This is a genomic window from Aeromonas sp. 11P (genome assembly GCF_051920165.1).
Classification (GTDB): Bacteria; Pseudomonadota; Gammaproteobacteria; order Enterobacterales; family Aeromonadaceae; genus Aeromonas; species Aeromonas veronii.
The window spans coordinates 3,854,958-3,881,887 of record NZ_JBQBDJ010000004.1 but is presented as its reverse complement, the minus strand read 5'-3'; the positions used below and the strand labels follow the sequence as shown (position 1 = coordinate 3,881,887).

The following is a 26,930-nucleotide window of genomic DNA, read 5'->3' as shown; positions in this document are numbered from 1 at the left end:
TCATGCACTGTTATCATCCACATTTTCGATTTGTGCCGTGTCAATGTTCAGTCTGACAATCCCCTGCATCAGTGCCCAGGATATCGCCTGATTTTTGCTGCTTGCCCCCAGCTTCTCCGCGATCCGTTCAAGATGGAAAGTGACGGTTCTGGGCTTGATCCCCAGGATCTGGGCAATATCGCTCACTTGCTTGCCTTCGGCGGCCCATTGGCACACCTCCAGCTCCCGTAGCGTCAGATCTTCCTGAGGAAGCGTCACGGCAAGACAAACACGGGCCACCGCCTCGAAGACATGCACCGCCAGCCAGCTTAAAAAGGGAATAGCCGTCAGCCACTGATGTTCGGTTCGTGGCGTACGAGTGATCAATGACAGCAAGCCAACATGGCCATTCGCCCCGTGCCAAGGAATCGTGATCCCGTCGCGCAGCCCCATCTCTTGTGCCTGCCGCATCACTTCCAACCCAGCGATGTCTTGCTGATCGCAACACTCGGAGATCAGGTTGGCCCAGAGGATTGGGGTGCTCTGCTTCATTCCTTTACGCACAACAGGATCTACCGCAAAAAAACGTTGTTTGTCATAGGCCTGCACCCACTCGACAGGACAGCCGTTGAAAATCCTCACATCAGGACGCTGAATCGAACTGGGAAAGATGAATCCCAGCCGGAAGTGGTCAAATCCCATCTGCTGGCTCAGAGTTCGCAACAGAGTCACTATGGTCTGCTCGTCAGAGGCCTCATTGAAGCGGGTAATCAGCTCAAGTGCATCGACGGTGTCGAGGAAAAAGTGCGATGTCGAAGTCAAAAGCGAGGCACACCCATTGTAAAGAATTACTAAATGTCATTAACAATGAATCAAATAGCATAGTATCTCGCCAACACAAAGAAAAAGGCGAAGCCAATGAATAACATGGCTTGAGCGGGTCACCTCACACCTGGCTACATGTATAAAAAATCCCCGCCTGTCAGGGCGGGGATCCGGTGCGGGCAACAGCCCGAGATCACTGCGTGTGTTGTCTTTTTAGAATACGTATTTGACCCGTGCACTCAGGTTGCGGCCCGGTTCGGTCATCAGGCTGTTATCGGAGCCCTCGGCACGACCGGCGATACGCTCGTAGCTGGTGTACTCCTTGTCAAACAGGTTGAAGACCCCGACGTTGAGCTGCAGGTCGGTCATCGGGTTGAACTGGGCATACATATCTACCACACCCCAACCGGCGCTCTTCACGTAATCGTTGCCTTTGCTGTCTTTACGGACTTTGTCCATGTCGTCAGCAAAGCGCAGGGCTGTGTTGAAGTTCCATTGGGACTGTTCCAGACGCACACCGACGGAGCCGTTCAGCGGGCTCAGGCTGTTGATGTAGTTGCCATCCCCATCCTTGCCTTCGATGTAGGCGAGGTTGCCCCAGACATTAACGATATCGTTGAGCCAGTAATCCGCCTTGGCTTCGACCCCTTTGGTGGTCGCCTTGCTCAGGTTCTGGTACTGGTAGACGGTGGTGCGCCCCTCTTTGCCCACTTCCACCATCTCGATGAAGTCTTCAAACTTGTTGTAGAAGCTGGCTACTTCATAGCTGAAGCCGTGGCTGCTGCCACGCACGCCAAGATCGATGCCGTCGCTGCTCTCCGGATTGAGGTTCGGGTTGGGCTCTATGCGATAGCCGTACGCCTGATGGTTCAGGGTGGAGAAGGCGCTGTCATACATGGGGGCCTTGAAACCGTGGCTGTACTGGGCGAACAGGTTGGCCGCCTCGTGGGCCTTAAACACCAGACCCAGCTTGGGTGACAACTCCCCTTCCGAGAACTTGTGCAGCTTGTCGCCTGTGTAGGCCGGATCGTTGTCCGGGGTCATCCGGTAGTAGTCATAACGGGCACCCGGGGTCAGCACCCAGCGCTCGCCAAACTTGATCTCGTCAAAGGCCCACAGGGCGCTGCGCTCGCTGGTGGTAGTCGGGAAACTCAGCTCGTTGTAGCCGACAAAATCACCGGGAGTCGTCGGCCCCTTGTAACGGGTACGTTCGTTGTCGGTGTGCTCGTATTCAGCCCCCCAGGCCAGGCGGTGGTTGGCGACCGCCTTGTGGAACTGCAGCTGGGCGCCGATGTTCTTCTGATCGAACACGTTGTGATCCAGCGAGTTTTTGGTCACATAGGGGTTGCCGGGGCTGACCGGATACTTGGATGAGGCGTACTGATCCAGCGTCTGCTTGGTGCGGGCGAAGTAAACCTTGCTATCCATCCGATCGGCCCAGCCTTGATTCAGCGCGATGCCGTGATCCAGCACCACCGAGAGGTTGTCGGTCTGCTTGTCGGTGATGGGCTGATCAAAGACACGGGCAGTACCGGTACCGACCTTGTTGAGCTTGACCGCATCCGGCTCCTCGCCATCGGTCAGGTAGTCAACGGTCAGCTTGAGGAACTGCTCATCGGAGAGATTCCACTTGCTCTTGAGCAGCAGGGCGTGGGTACCGATATCGAAGTCGTTTTTGGTGGAGTCGAAATTCTGGGTCACACCGCCATCGCGCCAGGTGTAGCGCAGCAGGTTCTCCACTTCACCAGTGCGCAGGGCGCCGGTAAAGCCCGCCATTTTCTGGTGGCTGCTGGAGGCGTAACCGCTGGTCACATCCAGATAGCTATCCTTGCCCTTGAGGAAATCGCTGGCATCCTTGGTGGTGATGGTAATCACGCCACCCAGCGCATCGGATCCGTAGGCGGCAGACGCCGGCCCCTTGGCCACTTCCACCTGCTTGATCATGTCGGTATCGAAGTAGCTCTGACCGACACCGCCCTTGCTGTAGGCATCGTTCTGGCGCACACCGTCGCGCACCACCTTGACCCGGTTTTCACCCATGCCGCGGATGATGAAGGTCTGCGCATCACCCTGACCGCCGAGCACGGTCACACCGGGTTCGTAGCGAAACAGGTCGGCGACGTTGGTGACGACTTGCTCTTCAATCTGCTTGGCGGTGATCACCGAGATGGGGCCGGAGACATCTTCCAGTTTTTGCTCCATCCGTGAGCCGCTGACGACCACGACTTCATCCGCCTTCTGGGTGGCAGCAAAGACCTGGGAGGAGAGACCGGCCGCCACGGCGAGGGCAACCAGAGAGAGTGCGTTATGATGGGTCACAGCGAATCCTTATTGAGAACTGTTATCAAACAGGCCGCATATTACCCGGCTCTCGACAAAGATCAACAAGAAACGAAATCATTCTCATTTGTTTTGAACCAAATTGGTTTTACACTGTCGTCCTGTGTTGCCCTTATTCTCTATTAGCCCCCCGAGATGCACCGGCATCCGGGCATATCAGCCGTGAGATCCCATGATTAGACGACTTCCCCTGCTCGCCCTGCCGCTGCTACTGGCAGCCTGTGCCACCCCAACCCAGCCAACCGTGTCATCACAGTTGCAAACGCTCTATGACTACCGGCTAAGCGGCGAAGGAGACGCAGACCTGACGCTGGAGCAGGCTATCGCGCGCACTGCCGACGCCGATATCATTCTGGTGGGTGAGCTGCACAGCCATCCCGCCGTGCACCTGTTTCAATCGCGCCTGCTGAGCGGGCTCTACACCGCTGGCCAGCAGCACGGTCGGCCATTGGCCCTCTCCATGGAGCAGTTCAGCCGCGCCGATCAGAAGACGCTGGATGCCTATCTGGCGAACCAGATTGGTGAAGCGGCCTTGATCCGCGAAGGCAACGCCTGGCCCAACTATCCGAGCGACTACCGTCCGCTGGTGGAGTTTGCCAAGGCTCACCGGATGCCGGTGATCGCCGCCAACGCCCCCAAGCCGCTGGTGAGCTGTGTCGGTCAGGAGGGGGCTGAGTGGCTCGACAAACTGCCCGCGTCGCGTCGCAGCCAACTGGCCCGCCAGCTGACGCTGGGAGATGAGCCCTATCGCCAGAAATTTATGGCCTCCATGCACCATGGCGATGCCGACAGCAACGCCCGCCGCTTCGCCGCTCAGACCAGTTGGGATGACACCATGGCCGAGAGCATGGTGGATTATCTCGCCAAGCACCCGGGCCAGCAGATCATGCATATCGCCGGCAATTTCCACGTCGAGGGGGGGCTTGGGCTCGCCAGTCGCATCGCCAGCCGCAATCCTGCCCTCAAGGTGGCGCTGGTCGTGCCCCGCACAGATGAGACCTCTGTTGCAGATCCCGCAGCCGATGTGCAGGTAACCATCATGCCGCTGCCTAAGCGCTGGCAAAACAGTGACGAGATGAAGCAAGATATGGGCGCGCTGCATCAATCCCGCAGTCGTGACTGCAGCCAGTGGCTGCAACCCTAATCTTCCAGGAAACGGCGGGTAAAATATGGATGTGTTACTGATCATCGATGTGCAGCAAGGCTTATTCAACGAGCCCCGTTACCGCCAGGAGCAGGTGCTGGCCAATATCAACCGGGCTGCGGCCCATGTCAGGCAGCAACAGGGACGGGTCATCTATATCCAGCATGACTCACCCCCCGGTACCGAGCTGGAACCGGGCACCCCGGGTTGGCAGTTGCACAGTGCGCTGCAACCGGCCAAGGGAGAGAGCCGGGTACGCAAAACGGCCTGTGACAGCTTTCTCGACACCGAGCTTGCCTTCCTGCTGGCCGAGCAGCCGGTCGATCGACTCATTCTCTGTGGCTGCGCCACCGATTTTTGCGTCGACACCACGGTGCGCAGTGCCGCCTCCCATGGGTATGAGGTGCTGGTGTTGAGCGATGGTCACACCACCGCCGATCGCCCCCACCTGAGCGCGGCACAGATCACCGAGCACCATCACTGGATGTGGCGCCACCTCAGCCTGCCGGAGGGGCGCAGTGTGACCCTGCTCAGCACCGACGAGCTGCTGGCAGTAACACCCGCCCTGCAGCCGTGCTAATCTGCGAGCCTCGCCTCGTTTCTCACTGGAGTCTGTCGTGCGCCTGTTGTCTGCCACCCTGTTGTTGATTGTTCCCCTGCTATCGGCCTGCTCCAGCTTGCCCGGACAGAAGTATGACGGGCCGGAACCTCTGTTTCTGACCCATATCAATGAGGAGGGGAGCAAGCGCTTCACCTTTGAAGCCGCGCCCAACGACACCTTGCCGCGCGGCCTCTCGGCGGCCCAGAGCCAGCGGCTGCTGGAACAGCGGGAAGCCTTGCAGGAGAATCTGCTGACCGAGACCCTGGCGACCAAGCAGTATTGCCGCCAGGGGTACATCGTACTGAGCCAGACCTCCTGGAAGGTGCGGGGAGAGTGCAACGAAACGGCCACCGACGCCGATCGTCGCGCTTTTCCCAACAAGGCCTCCTGGCAGGATTGAACAGGCCAGATGAGATAACGCAATAAAAACGGGCAGCCCAGTGGCTGCCCGTTTTGTTATGACGGCTGTCGTGTCGACAGGGATCGTCAGACCGGCGCATCGGCCGGGCTGGTGAGCTCGGCACCGTTGTCGATGCGCTTGTGCCCTTCCACCAGATGGACGAAATCCACCAGCTCGTCACCGGAGACCGCGAACGCCTGGCCGAAGCCCTTGACGAACAGCCCCTGTTCCGGCTTGAGGCGGAACAGTTTGAAATCCTTGAGGTTGGAGAGACCCTTGATGATCTCGCCAAAACGACCTTCCAGTGCCGCCACCGCCTTGCTCCAGCGGGCGTCGTCACGGGCCACCACTTCAGCCACCGCATCGAAGGTCAAGCGCTTGCGGGCAAACAGCTCGCGGGCACCGCTCTCATCCTCGATCAGCATCAGGGATACCCGGGGCACCTGTTGCAGGTTGCGGGCGTGGCGGGCGATCTCGGAGATCAGCACATAGTAGCCATCTTCCTGCAGCACAAACGGGGCATAGCTGGCGTTGGGATTGCCTTCGCCATCGACGGTGGCGAGCTGCAGGGTGCGGCAGCTGTCGCGAAACTCGCGGATCTCCGGTTGCAGGCGGTTCTGCAGACGCTCCTGACGTTCACTCATGCTTTGACTTCCTCTTGAGAGTTGTGGCGCAGCGCCATGAAACGGGTAACCTGATCGGCCAGCAGCTGGCGTTTCTCGTCGCGCCCCAGATAGACCTTGAACATGCAGCGGCCGGAGTGACCGAAGAACTGGAAGGAGTGCCCCTCCTTGCCCATGAACAGCTTGCTGACCAGCGCAATCCCCGCCACGTTGTCGAGTTTGAGGTGACCATGCAGCTCACCGTCGCGGCCCATCAGGTTGTAGTAACCGCGTGCGTCCTTGCCTTTCGGGAAGGGGGCTTTTACCTCGAAGATGGAACCTTCTGATTCGACGATGGTGGTCACCGGGCCCCAGTCGGCCAGATCTTCCAGCAGACCTTGCGCACGATCGGCGGGCAACAGGGTCACCAGCTCGGCGGGCAGATGGCGAACCACCTCCCATTCGCTGATGGCAAGCTGGGCCGCCAGGGTGGACGGATGAGCGCCGGGATCCTGCTCCAGCAGCGCGTGAATGCGTTGTGCAATGCTCATGTTTTCTCCCTCTGCGGGATCAGGTCGTCCCGCTGTTTATCATGGCGGCTACTCTAATAAAGCACTGGAATCAATGCAATTGATAATTGCTATCATTATCAGTGCATTTTTTCCAAAGCCTTGATATTCTCGGCGGCACACCCGTTTCATTCACCCCTTCGGAGGTTAGCATGGGCCGTCGTCTTGCCCTCGCCATCACCCTGCTCTGCAGTTCACTCTCTCCCTTCTCTGCCGTTGCCGCCGACGGACAGAAAGAGCGTATCGTCAGTATCGGCCCCGCCACCACAGAACTCATTCTGGCCCTTGGCGGTGAATCGAGCCTGATCGCCACCGATGTCAGCAGCCCTTTGCCAAAAGGGTTGCCCAAGGTGGGTTATCACCGGGCGCTGGCCGCCGAAGGGATCCTGAGCCTCTCCCCCACCCGACTGGTGGGCAGCGACGAGATGGGCCCGGCCCCGACCCTGGATCAGCTGCGCCGTGCCGGGGTCAAGGTGGAGGTGCTGGATACCGCGCCGACTCTCGCCAACCTCAACCAGCGTATCGACACCCTCTCCAGCCTGCTGGGCGATAAAGCCGCAGGCGATCGCCTGAAGGCTGAGATCCAGGCCCAGACCGCTCAGCTGGCGGCGCAAGCCAAACAGAACAAACCGCTCAAGGTCGCCTTCCTGCTGCTGCACAAGGGGCAACCCACCAGCATCGCCGGGGGTGACACCACCGCCAGCGCGCTGATCTCGCTGGCGGGCGGCATCAATCCGGTCGCCGAATTGCGCAACTACAAGCCGGTATCTGCAGAATCCCTCATCGAGATGCAGCCCGATCTGGTGCTGGTCAGCGGTCGTGACTGGCAGCAATATGCCGATCCGGCCAAGGTGCTGGCGGAAGTGCCCGCCCTGGCGGCTACCCCGGCAGGCAAGCGCAACGCCATTCACGCCATCGACGGTCACGCCCTGCAAGGGGGCCTGAGCCTCAACTCCCTGCAACAGGCGAACCAGATCGCCCAGTGGATCAAGCAGGGGTCATGATGCGCTTGCCCCTCTCCTGGCTGCTGGCCTTCACCGCGGCCGCACTGGCGCTGCTGCTGCTCGGTTCGCTGGCAACCGGCCCCATGACCCTCACCCTGGGCGAGAGTCTGCGGGCGCTGTTTGCCGGACAGGAGAGCGGGATTGAGTCGCACAAACTGCTGATCGTGCAGGAAATTCGCCTGCCGAGAACCCTGCTCTGCATCGCAGTGGGGGGGATTCTCGGGCTCTGTGGCGCCGTGATGCAGGGACTGTTTCGCAACCCCCTGGCTGACCCCGGCATCATAGGTGTCTCCGGCGGTGCGGCGCTCGGTGCCGCGCTAGCCATCGTGCTGCTGGCCCCACTCGGTCAGCAGTTGCAAGCCACCATCGGGGTTGGCCTGCTGCCGCTGCTCGCCTTTCTCGGCGGTGCGCTCACCACTACTCTGGTCTATCTGCTCGGCACCCGCGAGGGGGGCACCTCGGTCACCGTCATGCTGCTGGCCGGTGTCGCCATCACGGCGCTCTCCGGAGCGGTGATCGGCCTGCTCACCTATCTGGCGGACGATCAGATGCTGCAACCTGAGCCTGTGGCAAATGGGAACGCTGGCGGCGGGCAAACCGGCCGATGTGGCGCTGGCCCTGCTCACCCTGGCGGCGCTGCTGTGGCTCTTTATGCGCGATGCCAATCCCCTCAATGCCCTGCTGCTGGGTGAAGGAGAGGCCCGTCATCTGGGGGTCAATGTGCAGTCCCTCAAGCGCCGCCTTATTCTGCTCACCGCGGCGGGCGTCGGCGTGGCGGTGGCGGTATCGGGGATGATCGGCTTCGTCGGGCTGGTGGTGCCCCATCTGGTTCGCCTGCTGGCAGGCCCCAACCATGTCAGGTTGCTGCCGCTCTCGGCTCTGCTCGGCGCTGCCCTGCTGCTGGCGGCCGACATGCTGGCACGCACCCTGCTGGCCCCGGCCGAGCTGCCGGTGGGCATCATCACCGCCCTGCTCGGCGCCCCCTTCTTCCTCTGGCTGCTGGTAAAAGGCCGCCGCGCCCTCTGATACGGACTGTTATGCAACCACTCTCATCCTCACTCTCCGCCCCCTTGTTGAGCTGCACCCGACTCAGCCTGCGCCGTGGCCAGCGCCAGATCCTGGATGGGCTCGATCTTAGTCTCGAGAGCGGCACCCTGACCGCGCTGCTCGGCCCCAACGGGGCGGGCAAGAGCTCGCTGCTCAAGTGCCTGACCGGCGAGCTGGAATATGAGGGTTCCATCACCCTGTTTGGCGCAGATCGCCAGCAGTGGGACAGCAGCCAACTGGCCCACCGGCTCGGGGTATTGCCGCAAAGCTCCTCCCTCAACTTCCCCTTTCTCTGCGAGGAAGTGGTCGCCATGGGGCGCTTGCCCCACAGTGAACCGGCGGCGCGGCGTGACGAGATTGTGGCTGCGGCCATGACCCATGCCGGGGTCGAGCATCTGGCCAAGCGGCTCTATCCGGGGCTCTCCGGCGGCGAGCGGCAGCGGGTGCAGTTTGCCCGGGTGCTGGCGCAGATCTGGCAGGCCCCCTCCCCGACCGAGCAGGCCGAGCAACCTCGCCTGCTGCTGCTCGATGAGCCAACCTCGGCGCTGGATCTGAAATACCAGCACCAGTTGCTCACCATGGCGCGCGCCCTCGCCAGCCGCAATACAGCTGTGCTGGTGGTGCTGCACGACCTCAATCTGGCGGCGCGCTATGCCGATCGGCTGGTGATGCTGGAACGGGGCAAACTGATGGCCGATGGCACACCTGCCGAGGTGCTGACCCCTGAGCTCATCGCCCGTCTCTATGACTATCCGGCACAGGTGATCCACCACCCCGAGAGCGGCCTGCCGATGGTGGTGTGACAAATTCAGAGTGCGGTAACGGCTGGAAGCGCGCCATTCATCCCGGAAACTGCAGCGTATAAACCGGTTTTTCACACCCCATATCGCCCTGCTAACATTCATCATCGCCAGATATGTGGTGTGAATATCCTCACACTTTGCTCAGGCAAAATCCCCGCAGCATCACCGTCTCCTTATAATGGCGCCGCCTCACAGAAGGCATAACTCATTGATGCTACGGAATAATTACAATGAAGAATATCAACAAGACCCTACTGGCTGCCGCCATCTCCCTCGGGATGCTGGCTGGCTGCAACAGCGACAACGACTCAAAAGCAGCTGATCCCATGGTTCGTTTTGCCACCTTCAACCTCTCTTTTGACCGCACTGCCGCCGGTATGCTGACCGGTGAGCTGGCCTTGACCCGCACCGAGCAGGATGCCCTGCTGGCCCGCCTCGCCGAAGGGAGCCTGAGCGGCGCCACTGAAACCAAAGCCAAGAACGTACAGCAGATCCGCAACGTGGCGGAGATCATCCAGCGCACCCGCCCGGATGTGTTCCTGCTCAACGAATTCGACAACGACGGCAAAGGCGAGAGCACCGCCGATCTGAAAGCCTTCAACGACAACTATCTGGCCCACGCCCAGCACGCCGAAGTAACCGCCATCAGCTATCCGGTGATGCAGAACTTCGCCACTAACACCGGCCTGATGAGTGGCTACGACCTCAATCTGGATGGCAAGGTCAACAGCGGCCCCGACGATGCCTGGGGCTTTGGCAACTATCACGGCCAGTACGCCTTTGCGGTGATGTCCAAATATCCCATCGACACCAAGCAGATCCGTACCTTCCAGAACTTCAAGTGGAAGGATATGCCGGGCGAGCAGAACCCCATCATCGATGACTGCAACAATCCCAAGGTCAAGATCCCTGCCAGCCGCCAGTGTGGTGATGCCTGGTATTCAGACGCAGCCTGGCAGCAGTACCCGCTCTCCTCCAAGAACCACGCCGATGTACCGGTACGCATCAAGACCGAGAAGGGTGAAGAGGTGATCCACTTCCTGATCTCCCACCCGACCCCGCCAATCTTTGCCAACGCTGCGCGTCACACCGTCAAGCACAACCGCGCCGAGATCGCCTTCTGGAACGACTACGTCAAGGGTCTCAACTACATGACCGATGACAAGGGCACCAAGGGCGGGCTGGACAAAAACGCCAAGTTCGTTATCGCAGGGGATCTCAACGCCGATCCCCTCACTGGCGATGGCGATCTGAGCGCCATTCAGGATCTGCTAAACAATCCGCTGATGAATCAAGCCATCACCAATGGCACCCTGATCCCGGTCAGCGAAGGGGGCCCGGAGTGTGTCAGCAAGGGGACCGACTGCAAACGCAACCTCAATCGCCCCAACCCGGAACGCATCACCAACTCCAGCGTGCTGCAGCTGGATCACGTCATCCCCTCCGCCAACCTCAACGCGGTCAAGAGCGGCGTCTTCTGGCCTGCCAGCTTCGAGGCCGGTTATCACCTGGTCTATGATGCGAAACTCGGCATCGCCAAGGGTGTCAGTTCGGATCACCGCATGGTCTGGGTCGATCTCAAACTCGACTAACTCTGCCATGACCCCGCTGCGGCGGGGTCTTTTATGGCGAGGGGTGGCGCGTTGACCACGGCTCATTAATCCACCGCTTGGCATGGCATCCCCCATCCATAACAGTTGAATGGGCCTCGCGATCACAGAACCGCCACGCCAATGGTGGTAGCATGCCCGCTCTTGCCATCCGGCCGCACGGCGGATCCGGTGGCCCTCCCTCCTCCGCTTTCACTTTTTGAGGAACGATTTGATGGAACTGCTTCTGCTTAGCAATGGTAAAGCCAACGAATTTCCGGGTCTGCTCGGCTGGGCCCGCGACCGGGTGCAGAGCCTGCTGGCTCGCAAACAGGTCAAGCGCATTCTGCTCATCCCCTACGCGGTGATCCGCAGCGACTGGGATGCCCGCGCCAATGATCTCACCGAGAGCCTCGGGATCGAGACCATCAGCATTCACCACTTCGATGATCCGGTCGATGCCATCAATCAGGCCGACGCCATCTTTATCAGCGGCGGCAACACCTGGCGCCTGAATCAGCTGCTGCACGAAAATGGCCTGATCGTGCCGATCCAGCGTGCTGTGCGCGAACGTGGCGTCCCCTATGTGGGCTGGAGCGCTGGTTGCAACGTGGCGACCCCGAGCATCCGCACCACCAACGACATGCCGGTCTGCAACGCCGCCGTGCTGCCAGCGCTGGGCCTGTTCCCGCTGCAGATCAACCCCCACTATCTGGATGCCAGCATCAGCGGCCACATGGGCGAGACCCGCGACGAGCGTCTGGCCGAGTTCTGCGCCATCAACCCGAGCGAATATGTGGTGGCCCTGCGCGAAGCGAGCCTGTTGCAGATCAGCGGCGACACCGTTGAATACTGGAGCGCCCGCGATCAGGACTTCAAGATCTTCAAACATGGCCAGGAGCCGCAAGCCTTTATGGATGCAGCGCCGCTGGCCGAGCTGACCCCCTTCAAGGTCGGCTGAGTCACGCAGAGCGCCGTGCCACTGGCAAGCGGATAGCTCGCGAACCGCAAAAACGAAAGAGGGATGGCTCAATGCCATCCCTCTTTTTTATCGTCATCTTTCAGCTGGTTGCAGCCTGATTACTCCCCCTGCAGGGTTACCAGCACCTTGCGGGCGCCGCCATCGACGCGATGCTCACCGAGCCAGATCCCCTGCCAGGTACCGAGCGCCAGCTGACCATCGCGAACTGGTAGTAGCAGGCTCACCCCGAGCAGGGAGGATTTGATGTGGGCGGGCATGTCATCCGGCCCCTCATAGGTGTGGCGATAGTAGGGAGCATCTTCCGGCACCAGCCGGTGCAGATGGGCCTCCATATCGCTGCGCACGCTCGGATCGCAGTTCTCGTTGAGGGTGAGCGAGGCGGAGGTATGTTGCAGCAGCAGGTGCGCCATGCCGACTCGGTAATCCGCCAGCATCGGCAGCTTGGCCACCAGCTCGTCCGTCACCAGATGAAAGCCCCGCGAACGGGGCTTTAAGGTCAACAGGCACTGCTGCCACATCAGACGTATTCCATAAAGACGCGGGAGGTGAGCTTGGTGATGAGCTCGTAGGGAATGGTGCCAATCTCGTCGGCCACCCGCTCTACCGGCAGCCCCTCGCCCCACAGTACCGCCTCGTCACCGGCCTTGTCGGTTGCGCCGGGCCCAAGATCTACCGTGCTCATATCCATGGAGACACGCCCCACCAGCGGCACGATGCGTCCGTTGATCAGCACGGAAGTGCCATTCGGAGCCATGCGCGGATAACCGTCACCGTAGCCGATGGCGATCACCCCGAGCCGGGTATCGCGATCCGACACCCAGTTGGCGCCATAACCCACCGGCTCGCCCGCCTTGTGATCCCGCACTGCAATCAGCTGGGTCTTCAAAGTCATCACCGGCTGCAGGTCGTAATCGGCCGCCACCGTGTTGGGGAAGGGCGACACGCCATAGAGGATGACGCCGGGGCGAACCCAGTCGCAGTGGGAGTCTGGCCAGGCCAGAATGCCCGCCGAGTTGGCCATGGCCCGCTCGCCCGCCAGCGGTGCGGTCAACTTGCTGAACAAGTCGATCTGCTCGCGGGTAGTAGGCTGCTCCAGCTCATCGGAGCGACTGAAGTGGGTCATGATGTTGAACGGCTGCACCACGTTCTTGCACTTGCCGAGTCGTTCGATAAAGGCGGGCATCTCGTCGGCACGCACCCCGAGGCGGTGCATGCCGGTGTCGAGCTTGAGCCAGGCCACCACGGGGGCTGGCAGCTCAACCTGCTCCAGCGCTTCGAGCTGCTCCCAGGTGTGAACCGCCGTCTGCAGATTGTTGGCCGCCAGCACCGGCAGATCGTCGGCGGAGAAGAAGCCCTCCAGCAGCACGATGGGCTTGACCACGGCGCAGGAGCGCAGCATCAGCGCCTCTTCGATGCGGGCCACCGCATAGGCATCCGCATCCACCAGGGTGCGGGCGACCGGCAGCAGTCCATGGCCATAGGCGTTGGCCTTGACCACAGCGATGATCTTGCAAGCTGGGGCGTGGCGCTTGACCACGGCGAGGTTGTGGCGCAAGGCCGCAGTGTTGATTTGGGCAGTAGCCGCTTTCATGGTTTTCCCTTACGAGGGCACAAATGGTCTCCCCCTCATCGGGCCGAAGACCGCCACTCACTTATCGTCGTCGAAGGCCGGACCGGCATAATTGTCGAACCGGGAAAACAGGCTCTGGCTGGCTGCCTCTCAATAAATGGCAAGCGGGTCAGAGCGGTGGTGGCAATCCTGACCACAGGATTGCCATGATTGTTACTTATCAATAATCGTCGTCAAACGCCGGACCGGCGTAGTTGTCGAACCGGGAGAACTGACCCTGGAAGGTGAGGCGCACTCTTCCGATAGGGCCGTTACGCTGCTTGCCTATGATGATCTCGGCAATCCCCTTGTCCGGGCTGTCATCGTGATAAACCTCATCACGATAGATAAACATGATCAAATCCGCATCCTGCTCGATAGAGCCCGATTCACGAAGATCCGAGTTGACCGGGCGCTTGTCGGCCCGCTGTTCCAGGCTTCGGTTCAGCTGGGAGAGCGCCACCACCGGGCACTGCAGCTCTTTCGCCAGCGCCTTGAGGGAGCGGGAAATTTCACCGATCTCCAGGGTACGGTTGTCAGAGAGCGCCGGCACCCGCATCAGCTGCAGGTAGTCCACCATGATCATGGATAGGCCGCCATGCTCGCGCGCCACCCGACGGGCGCGGGAGCGCACATCGGTCGGGGTGAGGCCGGAGGCGTCATCGATATACATCTTGCCCTTCTCCAGCAGCAATCCCATGGTGGAAGAGAGGCGCGCCCAATCCTCGTCGTCGAGCTGGCCTGTACGCACCTTGGTCTGGTCGATACGACCGACCGAGGCGAGCATACGCATGATGATCTGCTCGGAGGGCATCTCCAGCGAGAAGATAAGCACCGGCTTGTCGGCAGTGAGGGCCGCATGCTCACAGAGGTTCATGGCAAAGGTGGTCTTGCCCATGGAGGGACGGGCCGCCACGATGATCAAGTCCGAACGCTGCAAACCGGCGGTCATCTTGTCGAGATCGTTGTAACCGCTCGATACCCCGGTCACCCCGTTGTGCGGGGTCTTGAACAGCTCTTCAATCTTGTCGACGGTCTGCTCGAGGATCAGCTTCAGGGGCTGGGGCCCCTCGTTGGCGCTGGTACGCTGCTCGGCAATCTTGAATACCTTGCTCTCGGCCAGATCGAGCAGATCGCCGGAGGTACGGCCCTGTGGCTCGTAGCCCGCTTCGACGATCTCGTTGGCGACCGAGATCATCTCTCGCACCACCGCCCGCTCTCGCACGATTTCGGCGTAGGCGTTGATGTTGGCGGCACTCGGGGTGTTCTTGGCGATCTCCACCAGATAGGCGAAGCCGCCCGCCTCTTCCAGCTGTTCGGAGCGCTCCAGCTCCTCCTGCAGGGTGATGAGGTCGATGGGGTTGCCCGCGTTGGAGAGGCGGGTCATGGCCTGGAAGATCAACCGGTGCGGACGGCTGTAGAAATCCTGATCGATAACCCGTTCGGCAACCCGATCCCAGGCATCGTTATCCAGCATCAGGCCGCCCAGTACGGACTGTTCGGCCTCAAAAGAGTGGGGAGGAACTTTCAGCTGTTGTGTCTTGGCGTCTTTTTTCGCCGTCACTTGCTCTGCCATACACATAAAAACCGCAGCGGGAAGGGGACGGGAATTTTACAAAAGAAAGCCAACTACGGCGAGCCCTATCTGGCGGCTCATACCATCATAAAGGGCCAAACCAGAGTCTGCTCTACCTTGACCATTTTGATTTTGCTTCGCATTTTGCGCTCCTTGCGACTCAATCTTCTGCTTTTCATCCGGTTTACTCCTCTTGTTGACGCCGTATCGCGGCAACCTCGTTCATGAATAATTCATGCCAGAGGTGATATTGATGAATACAAGCTGCGACACAATTAGGGACAGGCAGCCTGCCATGCGCCTTGCTGAGCTTGCCAAAGCGGAGCATGCCCCACCCACAGACGAGAGTGAAAAGAGTCAAAATGAAAAAGATGCTGACCCTGTTTGCCGTGATCCTGGCCATTGGCCTGGGGGCACCTCACGCCGAAGCCAAGAAATTTGGCGGCGGCAAATCCTTTGGTAAAAGTTACAAAACTGCGCCGGCCCAGCCTGCGGCCAAACCGGTCGACAACAAGAATCCGACACTGAATGCCCAGACTCCGCCGAAAAAGAGCGGCATGATGGGTGGCCTGCTGGGCGGCCTGCTGGCCGGTGGCCTGTTTGCCTACCTGCTGGGCAGCGGTGCCTTTGAAGGTCTGCAAGGAATGGACTTCCTGCTGATCGCCCTGCTGGCGCTGGGTGCCGTCTTCCTGATCCGTACCCTGCGCAAGGGCAAGGTCGCGACGCCACAGCCACAACAGGCGGCCTATGCGGGCTATCAGCCACCGCAATCCGCGGCCCCGCAGCAGTTTGAGCAGAGCAACAGCGCACCGCAAGCCACCGGCTTTGCCGACAGCGACGTCCCGTTCCGCCTGCCGCCAGGCTTTGACATGAACAGCTTCCTGGCCGGTGCCCGCGATCACTATCGCACCCTGCAAGAAGCGTGGAACAAGAACGATCTGGAAAAAGTGCGCGAGTATGTCAGCCCCGAACTGTTTGAGCAGCTCAAAGCCGAGCGCGCCGAACTGACTGGCGACCAGCATACGGAAGTAATGTACGTCGATACCCAGCTGGTACGTGCCGACTATGGCAGCGACTGGGCTCAGGTGAGCGTGCGCTTCAGCGGCCGCTACATGGACCGTCAGGAGCAGGTCGAAGAAGATATCAAAGAGGTGTGGCACCTCGAGCGCGATCTGGCCAAGAACAATGCCCCCTGGCATATCGTCGGTATCGAGCAGCTGTAAGGTTCAGATTGTCACTACGCAAGAGGCGGCCAACGGGCCGCCTCTTTTCATTTCATCCCCTCACCTGACCTCATACAGGCGATTGCTATCGTCATTGATGATTGAAGAGTTGTAACCGCCACCCAAACAACGACAAAGGGCAGCCACCGGCTGCCCTTGGGGATCACATCTGGAGCTAAACGCACCGCTGACGAATCAGTTGCACCCTTCGGCAGATGTTGAGTTCAGATAGCTCACCTCATTGCCTGGCTGATAATCGGCCACGTTGATGGTCTTCTTGAGCTCGATGAATTCTTTCAGCACAGCTGCATCGACCAAACCGGCGTTGATGGTATCGATCTTCGGATAGCCGTCACCACCGGAGGCGCTGAAGCTCGGGATCGCGAAGCTGTAGGTTGCAGCCGGATCAAACGCCTTGCCACCGATACTGGTGATATTGACGCTCTTGGCCTGACAATCCACCGCCATGTTGATACCGCCAAACTGGGCATAACCACCGGTATTGCGGGTCTTGCTTGCCACCTGACCCAGATAGGTCGCCAGATCGCTTCCCTTCATGACAGCCTTGTTGACCGTGTTGCCAAACGGGTGCACCAGCAGCACGCTGCGGTAAGTGATATCACCGGCCGGGATGCTGTCACGGACGCCGCCAGAGTTGACGATACCAAAGTCGACACCCAGCTTGCTGCTGGTCGCCGTGGTGATGAGGCGACCCAGGTTGGTCTGCTTGTTGCGAACCGAGTTGCGATCACCAACCAGCAAGCCGTCTGCCGAGCCAATGACGACATTCAGCTCTTGCTGACCTTTCTCCTGGTAACCCAGCAGGGTGTTATACAGCTCGGGATCCTTGGTGATCTCGTCCTGTACGAACTGCATCTTGGCCGGGTCCTTGGTTACGGCGCCGTTGGCATCGATCGCCTCGCCCTTGGCGTTGCGCTTGATCAGGTTGACCGGGATCAGGTCATAGCTGGTCAGGGTCAATTTGCCATTCTGGTACTCAAACTGGGCACGGCCCACATACTTGCCCCACTCGTGAGCCTGCATGATCCAGGTACCGTTCTGCTGATCCGGCTGGCAGTTATCACCCGGTTTGAAATTGGCGTACTTGTTGGTGGTACCCGGTTCCATACAGACCGGATTCTGGGAGTGGCCACCAATGATGGCATCCAGAGTCCCTGCCGGCAGTGCACGAGCCATCTCTACATCGCCCGGCGCATTGCTGCCGTGCTGACCATTCTCGTAATGGCCCATGTGGGTGATGGCGAAGACCAGATTGGCCTCCTTGTTGCTGCGGATCTGCTGGCCCAGTTTGGCCGCTTCCGTAGTCGGATCGCGGAACTCCAGGGTCTGCACGTTGTTGGGGTCAACCAGCTGGGCGGTATCTTCGGTGGTCAGGCCCAGTACGGCGACCTTGAGACCGCTCTCCAGCTTGAACACCTTGTAGGGGTCAAAGTAGTGTTTGCCACTCGCCTTGTCATAGATGTTGGCCGAGAGCATGGGGAACTGGGCCCACTTGCGCTGCTTCTCCAGTACGCTGAGAGGGTTGTCGAATTCATGGTTGCCCACTGCCATGGCATCGTAGCGAATGTTGTTCATCGCCATGAAGTCAGGCTCGGCATCCTGCAGATCTGACTCCGGCACGCCGGTATTCACATCACCACCGGAGAGAACCAGTACGTCACTGCCAGCAGCCTTGGCATCGGCACGCAGCTGCTCGACCAGAGTCTTCTGGGCAGCCATACCATACTCATTTTCAGCGTTGTGCCAGAAACGGCCGTGGGTATCGTTGGTGTGCAGGATGGTCAGTTTGCAGACATTTTCGGTGCAGGGTGCAACGGTGTCATTGCTCGAGGTATTACAGCCAGTCAGTGCAGCAAGCACGGCCAGTGCCACGCCGCCTTTGATAAAGTTATTATTCATTTCCATATCACCTTGATTGTTTTGTTATTTATCAACCCTGTCCAGCGGGTCGGGCGCCAATATAACAAACAACAGATGACCGTTTTTCATCGATGACTCACAAATTCTGCTAATTGTGATCTTCGGCCCAACATCCGGCTTCCTGCTGATTTATCAGGTTTTTTGTTGAGCAGTCACTCACTTGCACCCCTCCCGCACCAAGGAGGCGCCACCCGGACGCCCCTTTATGGCATACTCCCCAGCCAGCCATGCCCGAGGAGATGATTTGATGGCCAAGTACGACAAGATTTCCCCCGAGACCCAGCAGGAGGCGATGAAAATTGCCCGTGCCAACCAGAAGCCGGGGCAGACCAAGGAGCAGACCCAGCTTATCGCGCAAGGGATCCAGAAAGGCATCGACGAATACAAGAAACAGATGAAGGCGCGGGCCCGTGAAGCGAGCCGCCAGAAAAAATTGCAGGCCAAAGCCAGGCAGCCACAGGGCGCGCCCCAAACCGAAGAACAAGACGATCAGCTGGAGCTGGTTGAAGTAAGCCATCAGCATCCCCTGCCCTGGATATTGCTGGTGCTGAGCTGGCTGGGATTTGCTGCAGCCTGGTTCTGGTTGCACTAAGAGTGAGCTAGCAAACCTTTATCCGGGATCCTCTTCACAGCCCGGGCCCGGGCTGCTGGTGATTACCTGCGAAGAGTGATTAAATCCCGCGCCTCTTGCACCGGACTCCCTGTTTTTTGACGATCAGTTTTCAGGAAAGATGTTATGAACCCCGCTCCGCTCTATCTGCTGGCCCCTTTTGTTCTGTTCCTTGTGACCATGCTGCTCTATCGCATTTCGCCGCTGCGGGCGGTCGCCGCCGGTGGGGTTCGCTGGTTTATCCTCCCCGCCTTCACCCTGTTTATTTTGCTGATCATCATCAATGGTGCCGCCGATCCTGCCCTGCGCGATCCGGCATTCCACTGGTTGATGCCGGGCCTTGGCTTTGCCCTGAGCCTGTTTCCGGCCCTGCCCAAGGCGCTGGTGCCACGGCTCGCCATCAAGGAGGGGGCCTTTGCCGCCCTCGGTCTGATGCTGATGAGCCTGGCCATGGTCTACTGACCAACTGGCCACAGCCGTTAGCATGATGCAAGGGGCACTCTGTGACGGGCGCCCCTTGTACAAACAATGGCCTGCAGGCATCTTGGTGACAGGATAACCAGCAAGGAGGCCAAATGGACAATCCGCCCGATTTCATGGCGCTGTGGGATTATCAGGATCCCGCCGCCAGTGCCCTTCGTTTTCACACCCTTCTTCCCGAAGCGCGCACCGCCGCCGACCTGCAACTCGAACTGGAGTTGCTGACCCAAATTGCCCGTACCCACTCGCTGCAGCGCCAGTTTGCCGAAGCCCACCAGCTGCTCGACGAGATAGAGCCTCGCCTCACCGATAAAACCCCCAGAGCGCGGATCAGGGCCCTGCTGGAACGAGGCCGCACCTTTAACTCGGCGGGCGACAAAGCCAGTGCCAAACCGCTGTTTGAACAAGCCTGGCAATGGGGGCTCAAGGAGAAGGAGACCTATCTCGCCATCGACGCCGCTCACATGATCGCCATCGCCGCACCACTGGAAGAGCAGAGCCGCTGGCATCAACTGGCGATGGAGCTGGCGGAACGCAGCAGTGACGAGAAGGTGCGTGGCTGGCTGGCCCCCCTTTACAACAATCAGGGCTGGACCCTGTTCGAATTGGGCCGCTTTGATGAGGCGAAAATCCAGCAACGGAAGTGCCTGGCCTGGCATCTGCAGCATAACCAGCCGGCCAAGGCGTTTATCGCTCGCTGGAGTCTGGCTCGCCTGACCCGGGCCCAGGGTCAGCACCAGCAGGCGCTGGCAGAGCTGCACCAGCTCAAGGCCGATATGGCCGAGGCTGGCGAACCTGAGGATGGTTATCTGTTCGAGGAGCTGGGGGAGAATGCCTTGGTGCTGGACGATCCGCTGGCCGCGGAATACTTCTCCCGCGCCTGGTTTCTGCTGTCGCAGGACCGCTGGTTCAGCGCCAACGAGGGGGAGCGACTGGCCCGCCTCAAACGCCTCGCCAAACTCTGATCCCCCAAAATAGAAAGGGCGGCACGCTAGCCGCCCTTTCTGCTGGCAAGATGGTTCAGGCCCGATTGGACTCCTCCCACCCCTGTTTTTTACGGTAAATGGTGGAGGGGCTGATCTCGAGCAGAGCCGCCGCCTTGGGAATATTGCCGTCACAGCTGGCGATGGCCTGTTCGATCACCTCTTTTTCCACCAGCCAGAGCGGACGAATTGGCCCGTTGGCCCCCCCGGTGGCGGCCGGAGCCGATGTCACCGCCGCCGCAATCGCAGCCGGCAGCTGGGGGCGAACCCCATTGAGTGGTGGCGGCAGAATATCCGGGCTCACCAGCTCCTTGTCATTGAGCACCACGATATTGCGCACCACGTTTTGCAGCTCGCGTACGTTGCCGGGCCAGGGGTAGTCGAGCAGCACTCGCGCCGCCTCGACATCGAAATCCTTGAAGCGCTTGTTCTCCTCCTTGGCGTAGCTCTGCAGCAGGGTGCGCGCCAGCAGCAGGATATCCTCGCCCCGCTCCCGCAGGGGCGGCAGAGTAAGCGGAATGACGTGGAGCCGATAATAGAGATCCTCACGAAAACGGCCCGCTTTCACCTCGACCAGCGGATCCCGGTTGGTGGCGCAGATAAAGCGCACATCCACCGTCTCGAGCTTGCCGCTGCCGACCCGCTGCACGGTCCCGGTCTGAATAAAGCGCAGCAGCTTGCTCTGCAGATCCAGGTCCATCTCGCAGATCTCGTCGAGAAACAGGGTGCCACCATCAGCCAGACTGGCCGCCCCTTTGCGATCCCCCTGGGCGCCAGTAAAAGAGCCCTTCACATGACCGAAGATCTCGCTCTCCATCAAATCATGGGGAATGGCGGCGCAGTTGAGGGCAATAAAGGGCTGTTCGCTGCGGGGACTGCACTGGTGAATCGCCTCGGCACACACCTCTTTGCCGGTGCCGCTCTCGCCAGTGATAAAGACGGTCGCCTTGCTGGGCGCCGCACTTTCGATGATGCGATAGACCGCCTGCATCGACATGGAGGCACCGATAAAGCCGAAGAAGGAGCTACGCTCGAAGTTCTCCCGATAGTGGGCAACCAGCGAGCTCAACTGCTGGTGTTTCAAGGCATTGCGAACGGTGGCGCAGAGCCGCTTACTGTCAAAAGGCTTGGTCAGAAAATCGAAGGCACCGAGGCGCATCGCCTCCACCGCCACATCCACCGAGCCGTGGGCGGTGATCACCACCACCGAGCAGGGCAACTGCTGTTCGGTGATCATCTGCAGAATATCCATACCGGACATATCCGGCAGCTCCAGATCCAGCAGCACCACGGGGGGAGGACTTGCCAGCAACTGCGCCAACGCCTGCTGACCACAATCGGCCAGCACCACCTCATACCCCTCCTGGCGCAGGTACTGTTCATAGACCACCGCCAGACTACGGGTATCTTCCACCAGCAGGACACGCGATTTATTTTCAGCCACTGGACTCATCCTTGTATTTGATTCTGCGATCTATTTTGCCTTATTTTCGCGCGCAACCCCAACGCCAAGACAGCTCTGTTATCCCGCGATTGCAGGGAATACACAAGTAAAAACGGCTCCTTAAGGAGCCGTTTTTAACTACAAGAAGGGATTACTTCTTGGCGTCGTCTGCAGTCGGCTTCTCGATAGCCAGCAGCTCAACGTCAAACACCAGCACGGCGTTCGCCGGGATGGAGCCTGCACCGTGCTCGCCATAAGCCAGCTTGGACGGCAGGAAGAACTTGAACTTGGAGCCAACCGGCATCAGCTGAACACCTTCAGTCCAACCCGGGATAACCTGATTGAGCGGGAAGGTAGCCGGCTCGCCGCGATCGACGGAGCTGTCGAACTTGGTGCCGTCGGTCAGGGTACCGGTGTAGTGAACCTTGACGATATCGGTAGATTTCGGCTTAGCGCCAGTGCCCATCTTCTCGACCACGTATTGCAGGCCGGATTCAGTGCTCTTAACACCCTCTTTCTTGGCGTTGGCAGCCAGGAACTCTTCGCCCTTCTTCAGATTCTCAACGGCATCTTTCTCGGCCTTGGCCTTGGTCAGCTCGTTGATCTTAGCGTCGTAATCCTGCAGTACCTTCTGGATCTCTTCATCAGTCATCTTGGCTTCTTTGCCCAGACCGTCAGTCACCCCTTTCAGGATCACGGCGTTGTCCAGTTTGATGCCCAGTTCCTGCTGACGCTCCAGGGTATTGGCGATGTAACGACCCATGGAGAGGCCAATTGCGTAGCCAGATTGCTCTTCAAAGCTCTTGGCTTCGGCCTTGGTCGCCTCTGCCGGCTTGCTGGCTTCTGCCTTCACTTCGGCGGTATTGGCCGCAGCAGGCTTCTCGTCTTTTTGGCAAGCAGTCAGACCGACGGCAACGGCCGCCGCCAACAGGGACACCTTCAGAAATTTGTTCATCAGTTTCTCCAAACTCCAAATACCGCTCTCGGTTCCATCGTGAAATGAGAGGTTTATCGTGATAAGCGCCTTATACTAACGCCGTGATCGCAGGTAACAAAAGCGTGAGACCGCAAAAATGATAAAAAGTGCCATTTATCTGGTGAGCCTCTGTTTAATGCTCACCGGTTGCGAGCAAAGCTCCCAACCCAACCAGCAAATGACCCTCGCCAGCACGGGTCTGCTGACCGCAGATCTCTCCAGTGATGGCAAGCAGGCCATCGTCTCCAGCATCAGCCAGGGCATCATCGTCTGGGATCTGGAACAGAACCGTCAACGCTGGCGCTGGAAGCAATCCGACTCTGCGGAAGACCTGGTATTCATTACCCGCTTTTCCGAAGGCAACAGCCATGCCGTCACCGCCACCCCAGACACCTTTGCAACCTGGCGGCTGAGCGACGGGCAATCACAAGGCTACTACTCACTTCCTGAATCCAGGCTGAGGGACATCGCGCTCTCTGCCGACGGTCGTTATGTGCTGATCGGGCGGGAAGATGGCAAGGCCGAGTGGCTCGACACCCGAAGCGGCCGTCGCCTGCAGTTTCTCGGGCACACCGAACAGGTCAATACGGTGGATCTCTCCGCCAACGGTCGCTACGCCCTGACCGGCGGCAACGACTACAGCGCCTATCTGTGGGATACCCGTAGCGGGCAGGTGATCTGGCGCTTCAACCATGGTGGCCGGGTGATCATGGCCAGACTGGAGCCGAGCGGCCGCTACGCCTTCACCGCCGACAGCAGCCGGGCCAGCATCTGGGATCTGAAAACCGGCAAGGAGGTGAGTCAGCTGAAATATGATCACCGCTTCGAGGTCTACACCAGCGCCCGCTTTGCCAACGATGGCAAGTGGCTCATCACTGGCGCCCCTTCCCGTCAGCTCTCCCTGTGGCAAGTGAGCGATGGTGCCCTGCTGCAGAACTGGCGCGTCTCGCCGCAACCCAAGGTGAAACCGCCCAGCGCAGTGGTCTACGGCGTCGCTTTGCGCGACAATAGCCACCTTGTCAGTGCCAGCTCCAGTGGTCTGGCCGAAATCTGGACAATCAAGTAAGGACCCGAAGGCCCATGAGTCAGCAACTTAACGATCGCATCGAAACCCTGGAAACCCGTCTCGCCTATGCGGAGTACACCATAGAGCAGCTCAATGACGAGGTAACCACCCAGGGCCGTGAACTCGATCGGCTCAAATACCAGATCCAGCTGCTGATCGACAAACTGCAAAGCGTACAGCCCAGCCAGATTGCCAGCATGGCCGAAGAGACCCCGCCGCCGCACTACTGATCCGGCACTATCTCTGGTCAGGCAACATGGCTGGCACAGCTGTCAGCCAATAAAAAACCCGCGATAATCGCGGGTTTTTTTATCATCGGCATGGCCGTGATCAGTGGTGATGGCCCTTGCCACCACAACCGCCGCCACCGCAGCAGCCGCCGTGACCATGATCATCACCGTGGTCGTGGCCATGATCGTGACCGTGGCCAGCACCGCCGCAGCAACCGCCCTGGCCGTGATCTTCATCGTGGTCGTGACCATGACCGCCACAGCAGCCGCCGTGATCGTGGTCATGACCGTGATCGTGGCCGCAACCACCAGCACCGTGAACGTGGCCGTGAGCCAGCTCTTCGGCAGTGGCAGCGCGCACGTCCTTGATCTCGACCTTGAAGCCCAGAGTCACGCCAGCCAGCGGATGGTTGCCATCCACTTTGACGAACTCTTCGGACACTTCAACCACGGTCACCGGACGGTGGCCATCGTCGGTTTCAGCCACAAAAGTATCCCCTTCGGAGACTTCCATGCCGTCGAACAGCTCGCCCGGTACTTCTTGTACCAGGGTCTCGTCATATTCGCCGTAGGCCTGGCTCGGTGCCAGAGTCACTTCGAAGGCTTCACCTACCGCGCGACCTTCCAGCTCGGCTTCCAGGCCAGAGACCAGGTAACGGGTGCCGTGCAGATAGACCAGCGGCTCTTTGCCGACAGTGCTGTCGATGACTTCACCGTGCTCGTCGGTGACTGTGTATTCCAGCGTAACCACGCTCAGAGGAGCTACTTTCATGTCAGGATCCTGCGGATAGAAAAAAACGGGCTCAGAATACCCTAAAAAGCGGGCCGCGCATATGCCGTGCGGCGCCACGGAGTGACGAAAAAAACGACAACAGCGTCAGCGAGGAGACCCGCATTCCACCCGCCGTTCCCTTATCAGGGGCGAAACACCCCGATCACCTCTTCCGCTTCGCGAGTCTGCTTGTCGACCTCGGCAGGCGTTTGTACCTGGGTATCGCCACAGGCGACGCAGGTCACCTTCTCGACTCCATGCTCCAGATACAGCATCATGTTGTCCAACTTGCCGCACGCCGGGCAGACAGCACCGGCAATGAAGCGTTTTTTACGTCTGGTTTCCATATTTGTTACCTCCAGGCAGCATCATATCAGGGTTTTTACATGCATCACGCCATCGAGTATCACCATTTTTCCTGCCAGAGCCTGCACGCCGGCAACCGCAAACGAACTCCGGTCGGGCAGCTGTTGCGGATCACCCGGGGCGCCGCGTTGCTGAGACTGGGCCAACATGAGCTGTTGCTGCCGGCAGGCAGCAGCTTCTGGCTCTGCGCCGATGCCCTCGCAGCCTTCAGCCCCCTCAGCGGTTGCGAGTACGATCAGCTGAGCGTCTCTTTGCGCGTGGCTCAGCCGCAGCAGGCTGGCTGGCTACAAGCCACTCCGCTGCTCAATGCCCTGCTCGACTCGCAGGCCCGGTGGCAACGTCCGAAAGAGTGGCAAGGGGCCTACGGTCAGCGACTGCAGGTGATCCTGGATGAGCTGCAACAGTGCGCCATCAGCCAGCAGGGTCACGGTGAGCTGCAAGCCTGTTGGCAAGCGCTGGCCAATGGCCAACCGGAGTCTCTGCAACTGTGGGCACAACAAGCCGATACGCCGGTGGAAGGGACTGAATTGCAACAACAGTGGCAACTGCTGCAGGCGCTCAGATTGCTCAAGGGCGGCAGCAAACCAGCCCTGGTGGCCAGCAAGCTGGGCTATGCCGATGAGGCCGCGCTGCAAGCGGCCTGTCAGCAGTGGGGCGTTGGCGAGGATGGTGATCAATAACCGGACGCCGATGGAATACGCCAACGAAATTGGCTGAATGAGTCCAGTTTTTTGCCAGATGGTCGTTAACAAGGAAGGGCCATTCCCCCCGTAATCCTTTATGCTAGAGGCCTGAAGTGACTGCCAACGTTTCGACCAACAGGACATCTGCCATGACGAGCAAAGCCAATCAATCCCAGGGCATGTTGCTGTTTCACCTTTCAGCCAAACAATCCTTTGCCATCGGTACCCTCAAGGTGAAGGAGATAGTGCCCTACACCCAACTGACGGCAATGCCGCACTCGCACCCGACCGTGTTGGGGGCTGCCAATATGCGCGGCTCCACCATTCCGGTGATCGACATGGCGATGGCGGTGGGCTATCGCCCTATCAGCAGGGAGGAGATGCCGCACTGCTTTATTATCATCACCGATTGCCGCCGCACTCTGGTCGGTTTTCTGGTGCGCGGTATCGACAAGATCACCGAGTGCAACTGGCGCGATATCGAATCGCCACCCGCCTCCCTCGGCCACAATGTGTTCGTAACCGGCGTGACCCGGGTCAATGACCAGCTGATCCAGCTGCTGGATGTGGAGCTGATCCTCTCCCGGGTCTATCCGGATGATCCGAGCCACCTCTATCCGGTGCTGACCGATGTGCAGCGGGAGCGGATCAAGCCGATGCGGATCCTGCTGGTCGACGACTCCTCGGTCGCTCGCCGTCAGCTGATGGCTGCGCTGGACTACATCAATATCCCCTATGAGGTCTGCACCAATGGCAAGGATGCACTGACCCTGATGCAGACGCGGGCGAGCCAGAAGACCCCGATCGACATTCTGGTGAGCGATATCGAGATGCCGGGGCTCGATGGCTATGAGCTGGCCTTCGAGGTGCAGAGTGATAGCAAACTGGCGGGGGCCTACATCATCCTGCACACTTCGCTCTCCAGCGAGATCAGTGTGGAGCGGGCCCATCAGGTGGGTGCTCATGAGGCGCTGACCAAGTTCGAGGCCAATGAGCTGATCCAGGCCATGTTGCGCGGTGCCGAACATCACGATCGCCTGCTGAAATAAGCCAATGACTGGCGGGAGGAACACGCCTCCCGTCCTC

27 protein-coding genes and 1 pseudogene are annotated in these 26,930 nt (G+C 59.7%); 16 read left to right on the top strand and 12 right to left on the bottom strand.

Annotation, left to right across the window (positions count from 1 at the left end; translation table 11 throughout):
• Both ACTG1P_RS18050 and ACTG1P_RS18045 read right to left on the bottom strand, forming a co-directional pair.
• A complete protein-coding gene (locus tag ACTG1P_RS18050) occupies nucleotides 1-801 on the bottom strand; it encodes a LuxR family transcriptional regulator (RefSeq protein ID WP_440001860.1) in 801 nt (266 codons plus the stop codon).
• 216 nt (nucleotides 802-1,017) lie between these two features.
• Nucleotides 1,018-3,123, bottom strand: a complete 2,106-nt coding sequence (locus ACTG1P_RS18045; protein ID WP_440001859.1) for a TonB-dependent hemoglobin/transferrin/lactoferrin family receptor — start codon at nucleotides 3,121-3,123, stop codon at nucleotides 1,018-1,020.
• A 193-nt stretch (nucleotides 3,124-3,316) separates the two neighbouring features.
• Between ACTG1P_RS18045 and ACTG1P_RS18040 the strand changes: the two genes are divergently transcribed.
• Genes ACTG1P_RS18040 through ACTG1P_RS18030 form a run of 3 tightly spaced genes read left to right on the top strand, consistent with a single transcriptional unit; the run spans nucleotide 3,317 to nucleotide 5,289 of the window.
• Entirely contained in the window at nucleotides 3,317-4,288 is a 972-nt protein-coding gene (locus ACTG1P_RS18040) for a ChaN family lipoprotein (protein ID WP_440001858.1), read from the top strand.
• A 25-nt stretch (nucleotides 4,289-4,313) separates the two neighbouring features.
• Complete coding sequence (locus ACTG1P_RS18035; protein WP_440001857.1) at nucleotides 4,314-4,868, top strand: cysteine hydrolase family protein; 555 nt, start codon at nucleotides 4,314-4,316, stop codon at nucleotides 4,866-4,868.
• Nucleotides 4,869-4,905: 37 nt separating this feature from the next.
• Nucleotides 4,906-5,289 carry a hypothetical protein gene (locus ACTG1P_RS18030; protein WP_005335256.1) on the top strand — a complete coding sequence of 128 codons (384 nt, stop codon included), beginning with the start codon at nucleotides 4,906-4,908 and terminating at the stop codon, nucleotides 5,287-5,289.
• 86 nt (nucleotides 5,290-5,375) lie between these two features.
• On the opposite strand, the gene hutZ is transcribed toward ACTG1P_RS18030, so the two are convergent.
• Complete coding sequence (gene hutZ, locus ACTG1P_RS18025) at nucleotides 5,376-5,933, bottom strand: heme utilization protein HutZ (RefSeq protein ID WP_005335257.1); 558 nt, start codon at nucleotides 5,931-5,933, stop codon at nucleotides 5,376-5,378.
• Nucleotides 5,930-6,442, bottom strand: a complete 513-nt coding sequence (gene hutX / locus ACTG1P_RS18020; protein WP_042080089.1) for a heme utilization cystosolic carrier protein HutX — start codon at nucleotides 6,440-6,442, stop codon at nucleotides 5,930-5,932. Before hutX ends, hutZ begins: the two co-directional genes overlap by 4 nt.
• 170 nt (nucleotides 6,443-6,612) lie before the next feature.
• Between hutX and ACTG1P_RS18015 the strand changes: the two genes are divergently transcribed.
• The 5 genes and pseudogenes from ACTG1P_RS18015 (at nucleotide 6,613) to pepE (ending at nucleotide 11,864) form a co-directional block, all read left to right on the top strand.
• Nucleotides 6,613-7,464, top strand: a complete 852-nt coding sequence (locus ACTG1P_RS18015; protein ID WP_150998959.1) for a heme/hemin ABC transporter substrate-binding protein — start codon at nucleotides 6,613-6,615, stop codon at nucleotides 7,462-7,464.
• Nucleotides 7,461-8,490 (top strand): annotated as a pseudogene (locus ACTG1P_RS18010) (FecCD family ABC transporter permease). The gene ACTG1P_RS18015 and the pseudogene ACTG1P_RS18010 overlap by 4 nt, the downstream one beginning before the upstream one ends.
• An 11-nt stretch (nucleotides 8,491-8,501) precedes the next feature.
• Complete coding sequence (locus ACTG1P_RS18005) at nucleotides 8,502-9,314, top strand: heme ABC transporter ATP-binding protein (RefSeq protein ID WP_100645236.1); 813 nt, start codon at nucleotides 8,502-8,504, stop codon at nucleotides 9,312-9,314.
• Nucleotides 9,315-9,544: 230 nt separating this feature from the next.
• A complete protein-coding gene (locus tag ACTG1P_RS18000) occupies nucleotides 9,545-10,906 on the top strand; it encodes an endonuclease/exonuclease/phosphatase family protein (RefSeq protein ID WP_440001856.1) in 1,362 nt (453 codons plus the stop codon).
• Nucleotides 10,907-11,138: 232 nt separating this feature from the next.
• Complete coding sequence (pepE, locus tag ACTG1P_RS17995) at nucleotides 11,139-11,864, top strand: dipeptidase PepE (RefSeq protein WP_440001855.1); 726 nt, start codon at nucleotides 11,139-11,141, stop codon at nucleotides 11,862-11,864.
• A gap of 119 nt (nucleotides 11,865-11,983) precedes the next feature.
• Here the strand turns inward: pepE and ACTG1P_RS17990 are convergent, their stop codons facing one another.
• The 3 genes from ACTG1P_RS17990 to dnaB all read right to left on the bottom strand — a co-directional run bounded on the left by ACTG1P_RS17990 (nucleotide 11,984) and on the right by dnaB (nucleotide 15,070).
• Entirely contained in the window at nucleotides 11,984-12,385 is a 402-nt protein-coding gene (locus ACTG1P_RS17990; RefSeq protein ID WP_440001854.1) for a secondary thiamine-phosphate synthase enzyme YjbQ, read from the bottom strand.
• 17 nt (nucleotides 12,386-12,402) lie between these two features.
• The gene (gene alr, locus ACTG1P_RS17985; RefSeq protein WP_021230808.1) at nucleotides 12,403-13,476 is read right to left on the bottom strand and encodes an alanine racemase; all 1,074 of its coding nucleotides are present in this window, start codon (nucleotides 13,474-13,476) and stop codon (nucleotides 12,403-12,405) included.
• 199 nt (nucleotides 13,477-13,675) lie between these two features.
• Nucleotides 13,676-15,070 (bottom strand): replicative DNA helicase, encoded by a 1,395-nt coding sequence (dnaB, locus tag ACTG1P_RS17980; RefSeq protein WP_026035132.1) that lies wholly within the window; start codon nucleotides 15,068-15,070, stop codon nucleotides 13,676-13,678.
• A gap of 362 nt (nucleotides 15,071-15,432) precedes the next feature.
• Here dnaB and ACTG1P_RS17975 point away from each other — a divergent pair, with 362 nt between their 5' ends.
• Nucleotides 15,433-16,293: a Tim44 domain-containing protein gene (locus tag ACTG1P_RS17975; RefSeq protein WP_005335275.1), complete on the top strand. Its 861-nt coding sequence runs from the start codon at nucleotides 15,433-15,435 to the stop codon at nucleotides 16,291-16,293.
• A gap of 195 nt (nucleotides 16,294-16,488) precedes the next feature.
• On the opposite strand, the gene ushA is transcribed toward ACTG1P_RS17975, so the two are convergent.
• Nucleotides 16,489-18,213: a bifunctional UDP-sugar hydrolase/5'-nucleotidase UshA gene (gene ushA / locus ACTG1P_RS17970; protein WP_440001853.1), complete on the bottom strand. Its 1,725-nt coding sequence runs from the start codon at nucleotides 18,211-18,213 to the stop codon at nucleotides 16,489-16,491.
• A gap of 268 nt (nucleotides 18,214-18,481) precedes the next feature.
• Here ushA and ACTG1P_RS17965 point away from each other — a divergent pair, with 268 nt between their 5' ends.
• From ACTG1P_RS17965 to ACTG1P_RS17955, 3 genes are all read left to right on the top strand, one after another.
• On the top strand, nucleotides 18,482-18,826 hold the full coding sequence (locus tag ACTG1P_RS17965; protein ID WP_005349520.1) for a DUF2956 domain-containing protein: 345 nt from the start codon (nucleotides 18,482-18,484) through the stop codon (nucleotides 18,824-18,826).
• Nucleotides 18,827-18,970: 144 nt separating this feature from the next.
• Nucleotides 18,971-19,306, top strand: coding sequence for a hypothetical protein (locus tag ACTG1P_RS17960; RefSeq protein ID WP_005358483.1), 336 nt, complete (start codon nucleotides 18,971-18,973; stop codon nucleotides 19,304-19,306).
• Between the two features lie 113 nt (nucleotides 19,307-19,419).
• Nucleotides 19,420-20,289, top strand: coding sequence for a hypothetical protein (locus ACTG1P_RS17955; protein WP_440001852.1), 870 nt, complete (start codon nucleotides 19,420-19,422; stop codon nucleotides 20,287-20,289).
• A 55-nt stretch (nucleotides 20,290-20,344) separates the two neighbouring features.
• On the opposite strand, the gene ACTG1P_RS17950 is transcribed toward ACTG1P_RS17955, so the two are convergent.
• The gene (locus ACTG1P_RS17950; protein WP_440001851.1) at nucleotides 20,345-21,751 is read right to left on the bottom strand and encodes a sigma-54-dependent transcriptional regulator; all 1,407 of its coding nucleotides are present in this window, start codon (nucleotides 21,749-21,751) and stop codon (nucleotides 20,345-20,347) included.
• 151 nt (nucleotides 21,752-21,902) lie between these two features.
• Nucleotides 21,903-22,706, bottom strand: coding sequence for an FKBP-type peptidyl-prolyl cis-trans isomerase (gene fkpA, locus ACTG1P_RS17945; protein WP_005335283.1), 804 nt, complete (start codon nucleotides 22,704-22,706; stop codon nucleotides 21,903-21,905).
• 118 nt (nucleotides 22,707-22,824) lie between these two features.
• Here fkpA and ACTG1P_RS17940 point away from each other — a divergent pair, with 118 nt between their 5' ends.
• Both ACTG1P_RS17940 and ACTG1P_RS17935 read left to right on the top strand, forming a co-directional pair.
• A complete protein-coding gene (locus ACTG1P_RS17940) occupies nucleotides 22,825-23,793 on the top strand; it encodes a hypothetical protein (RefSeq protein ID WP_440001850.1) in 969 nt (322 codons plus the stop codon).
• A 14-nt stretch (nucleotides 23,794-23,807) separates the two neighbouring features.
• On the top strand, nucleotides 23,808-24,023 hold the full coding sequence (locus tag ACTG1P_RS17935; RefSeq protein ID WP_005335285.1) for a SlyX family protein: 216 nt from the start codon (nucleotides 23,808-23,810) through the stop codon (nucleotides 24,021-24,023).
• A gap of 100 nt (nucleotides 24,024-24,123) precedes the next feature.
• Here ACTG1P_RS17935 and slyD read toward each other — a convergent pair whose 3' ends face one another.
• Together slyD and ACTG1P_RS17925 are read right to left on the bottom strand one after the other, a co-directional pair.
• The gene (slyD, locus tag ACTG1P_RS17930; protein ID WP_005348264.1) at nucleotides 24,124-24,795 is read right to left on the bottom strand and encodes a peptidylprolyl isomerase; all 672 of its coding nucleotides are present in this window, start codon (nucleotides 24,793-24,795) and stop codon (nucleotides 24,124-24,126) included.
• Nucleotides 24,796-24,938: 143 nt separating this feature from the next.
• Complete coding sequence (locus ACTG1P_RS17925; protein WP_005335287.1) at nucleotides 24,939-25,142, bottom strand: YheV family putative zinc ribbon protein; 204 nt, start codon at nucleotides 25,140-25,142, stop codon at nucleotides 24,939-24,941.
• A 39-nt stretch (nucleotides 25,143-25,181) separates the two neighbouring features.
• Here ACTG1P_RS17925 and ACTG1P_RS17920 point away from each other — a divergent pair, with 39 nt between their 5' ends.
• Nucleotides 25,182-25,841: a hypothetical protein gene (locus tag ACTG1P_RS17920; protein WP_440001849.1), complete on the top strand. Its 660-nt coding sequence runs from the start codon at nucleotides 25,182-25,184 to the stop codon at nucleotides 25,839-25,841.
• Between the two features lie 152 nt (nucleotides 25,842-25,993).
• Entirely contained in the window at nucleotides 25,994-26,893 is a 900-nt protein-coding gene (locus ACTG1P_RS17915) for a chemotaxis protein (protein ID WP_429186814.1), read from the top strand.
• Nucleotides 26,894-26,930 lie beyond the last annotated feature (37 nt).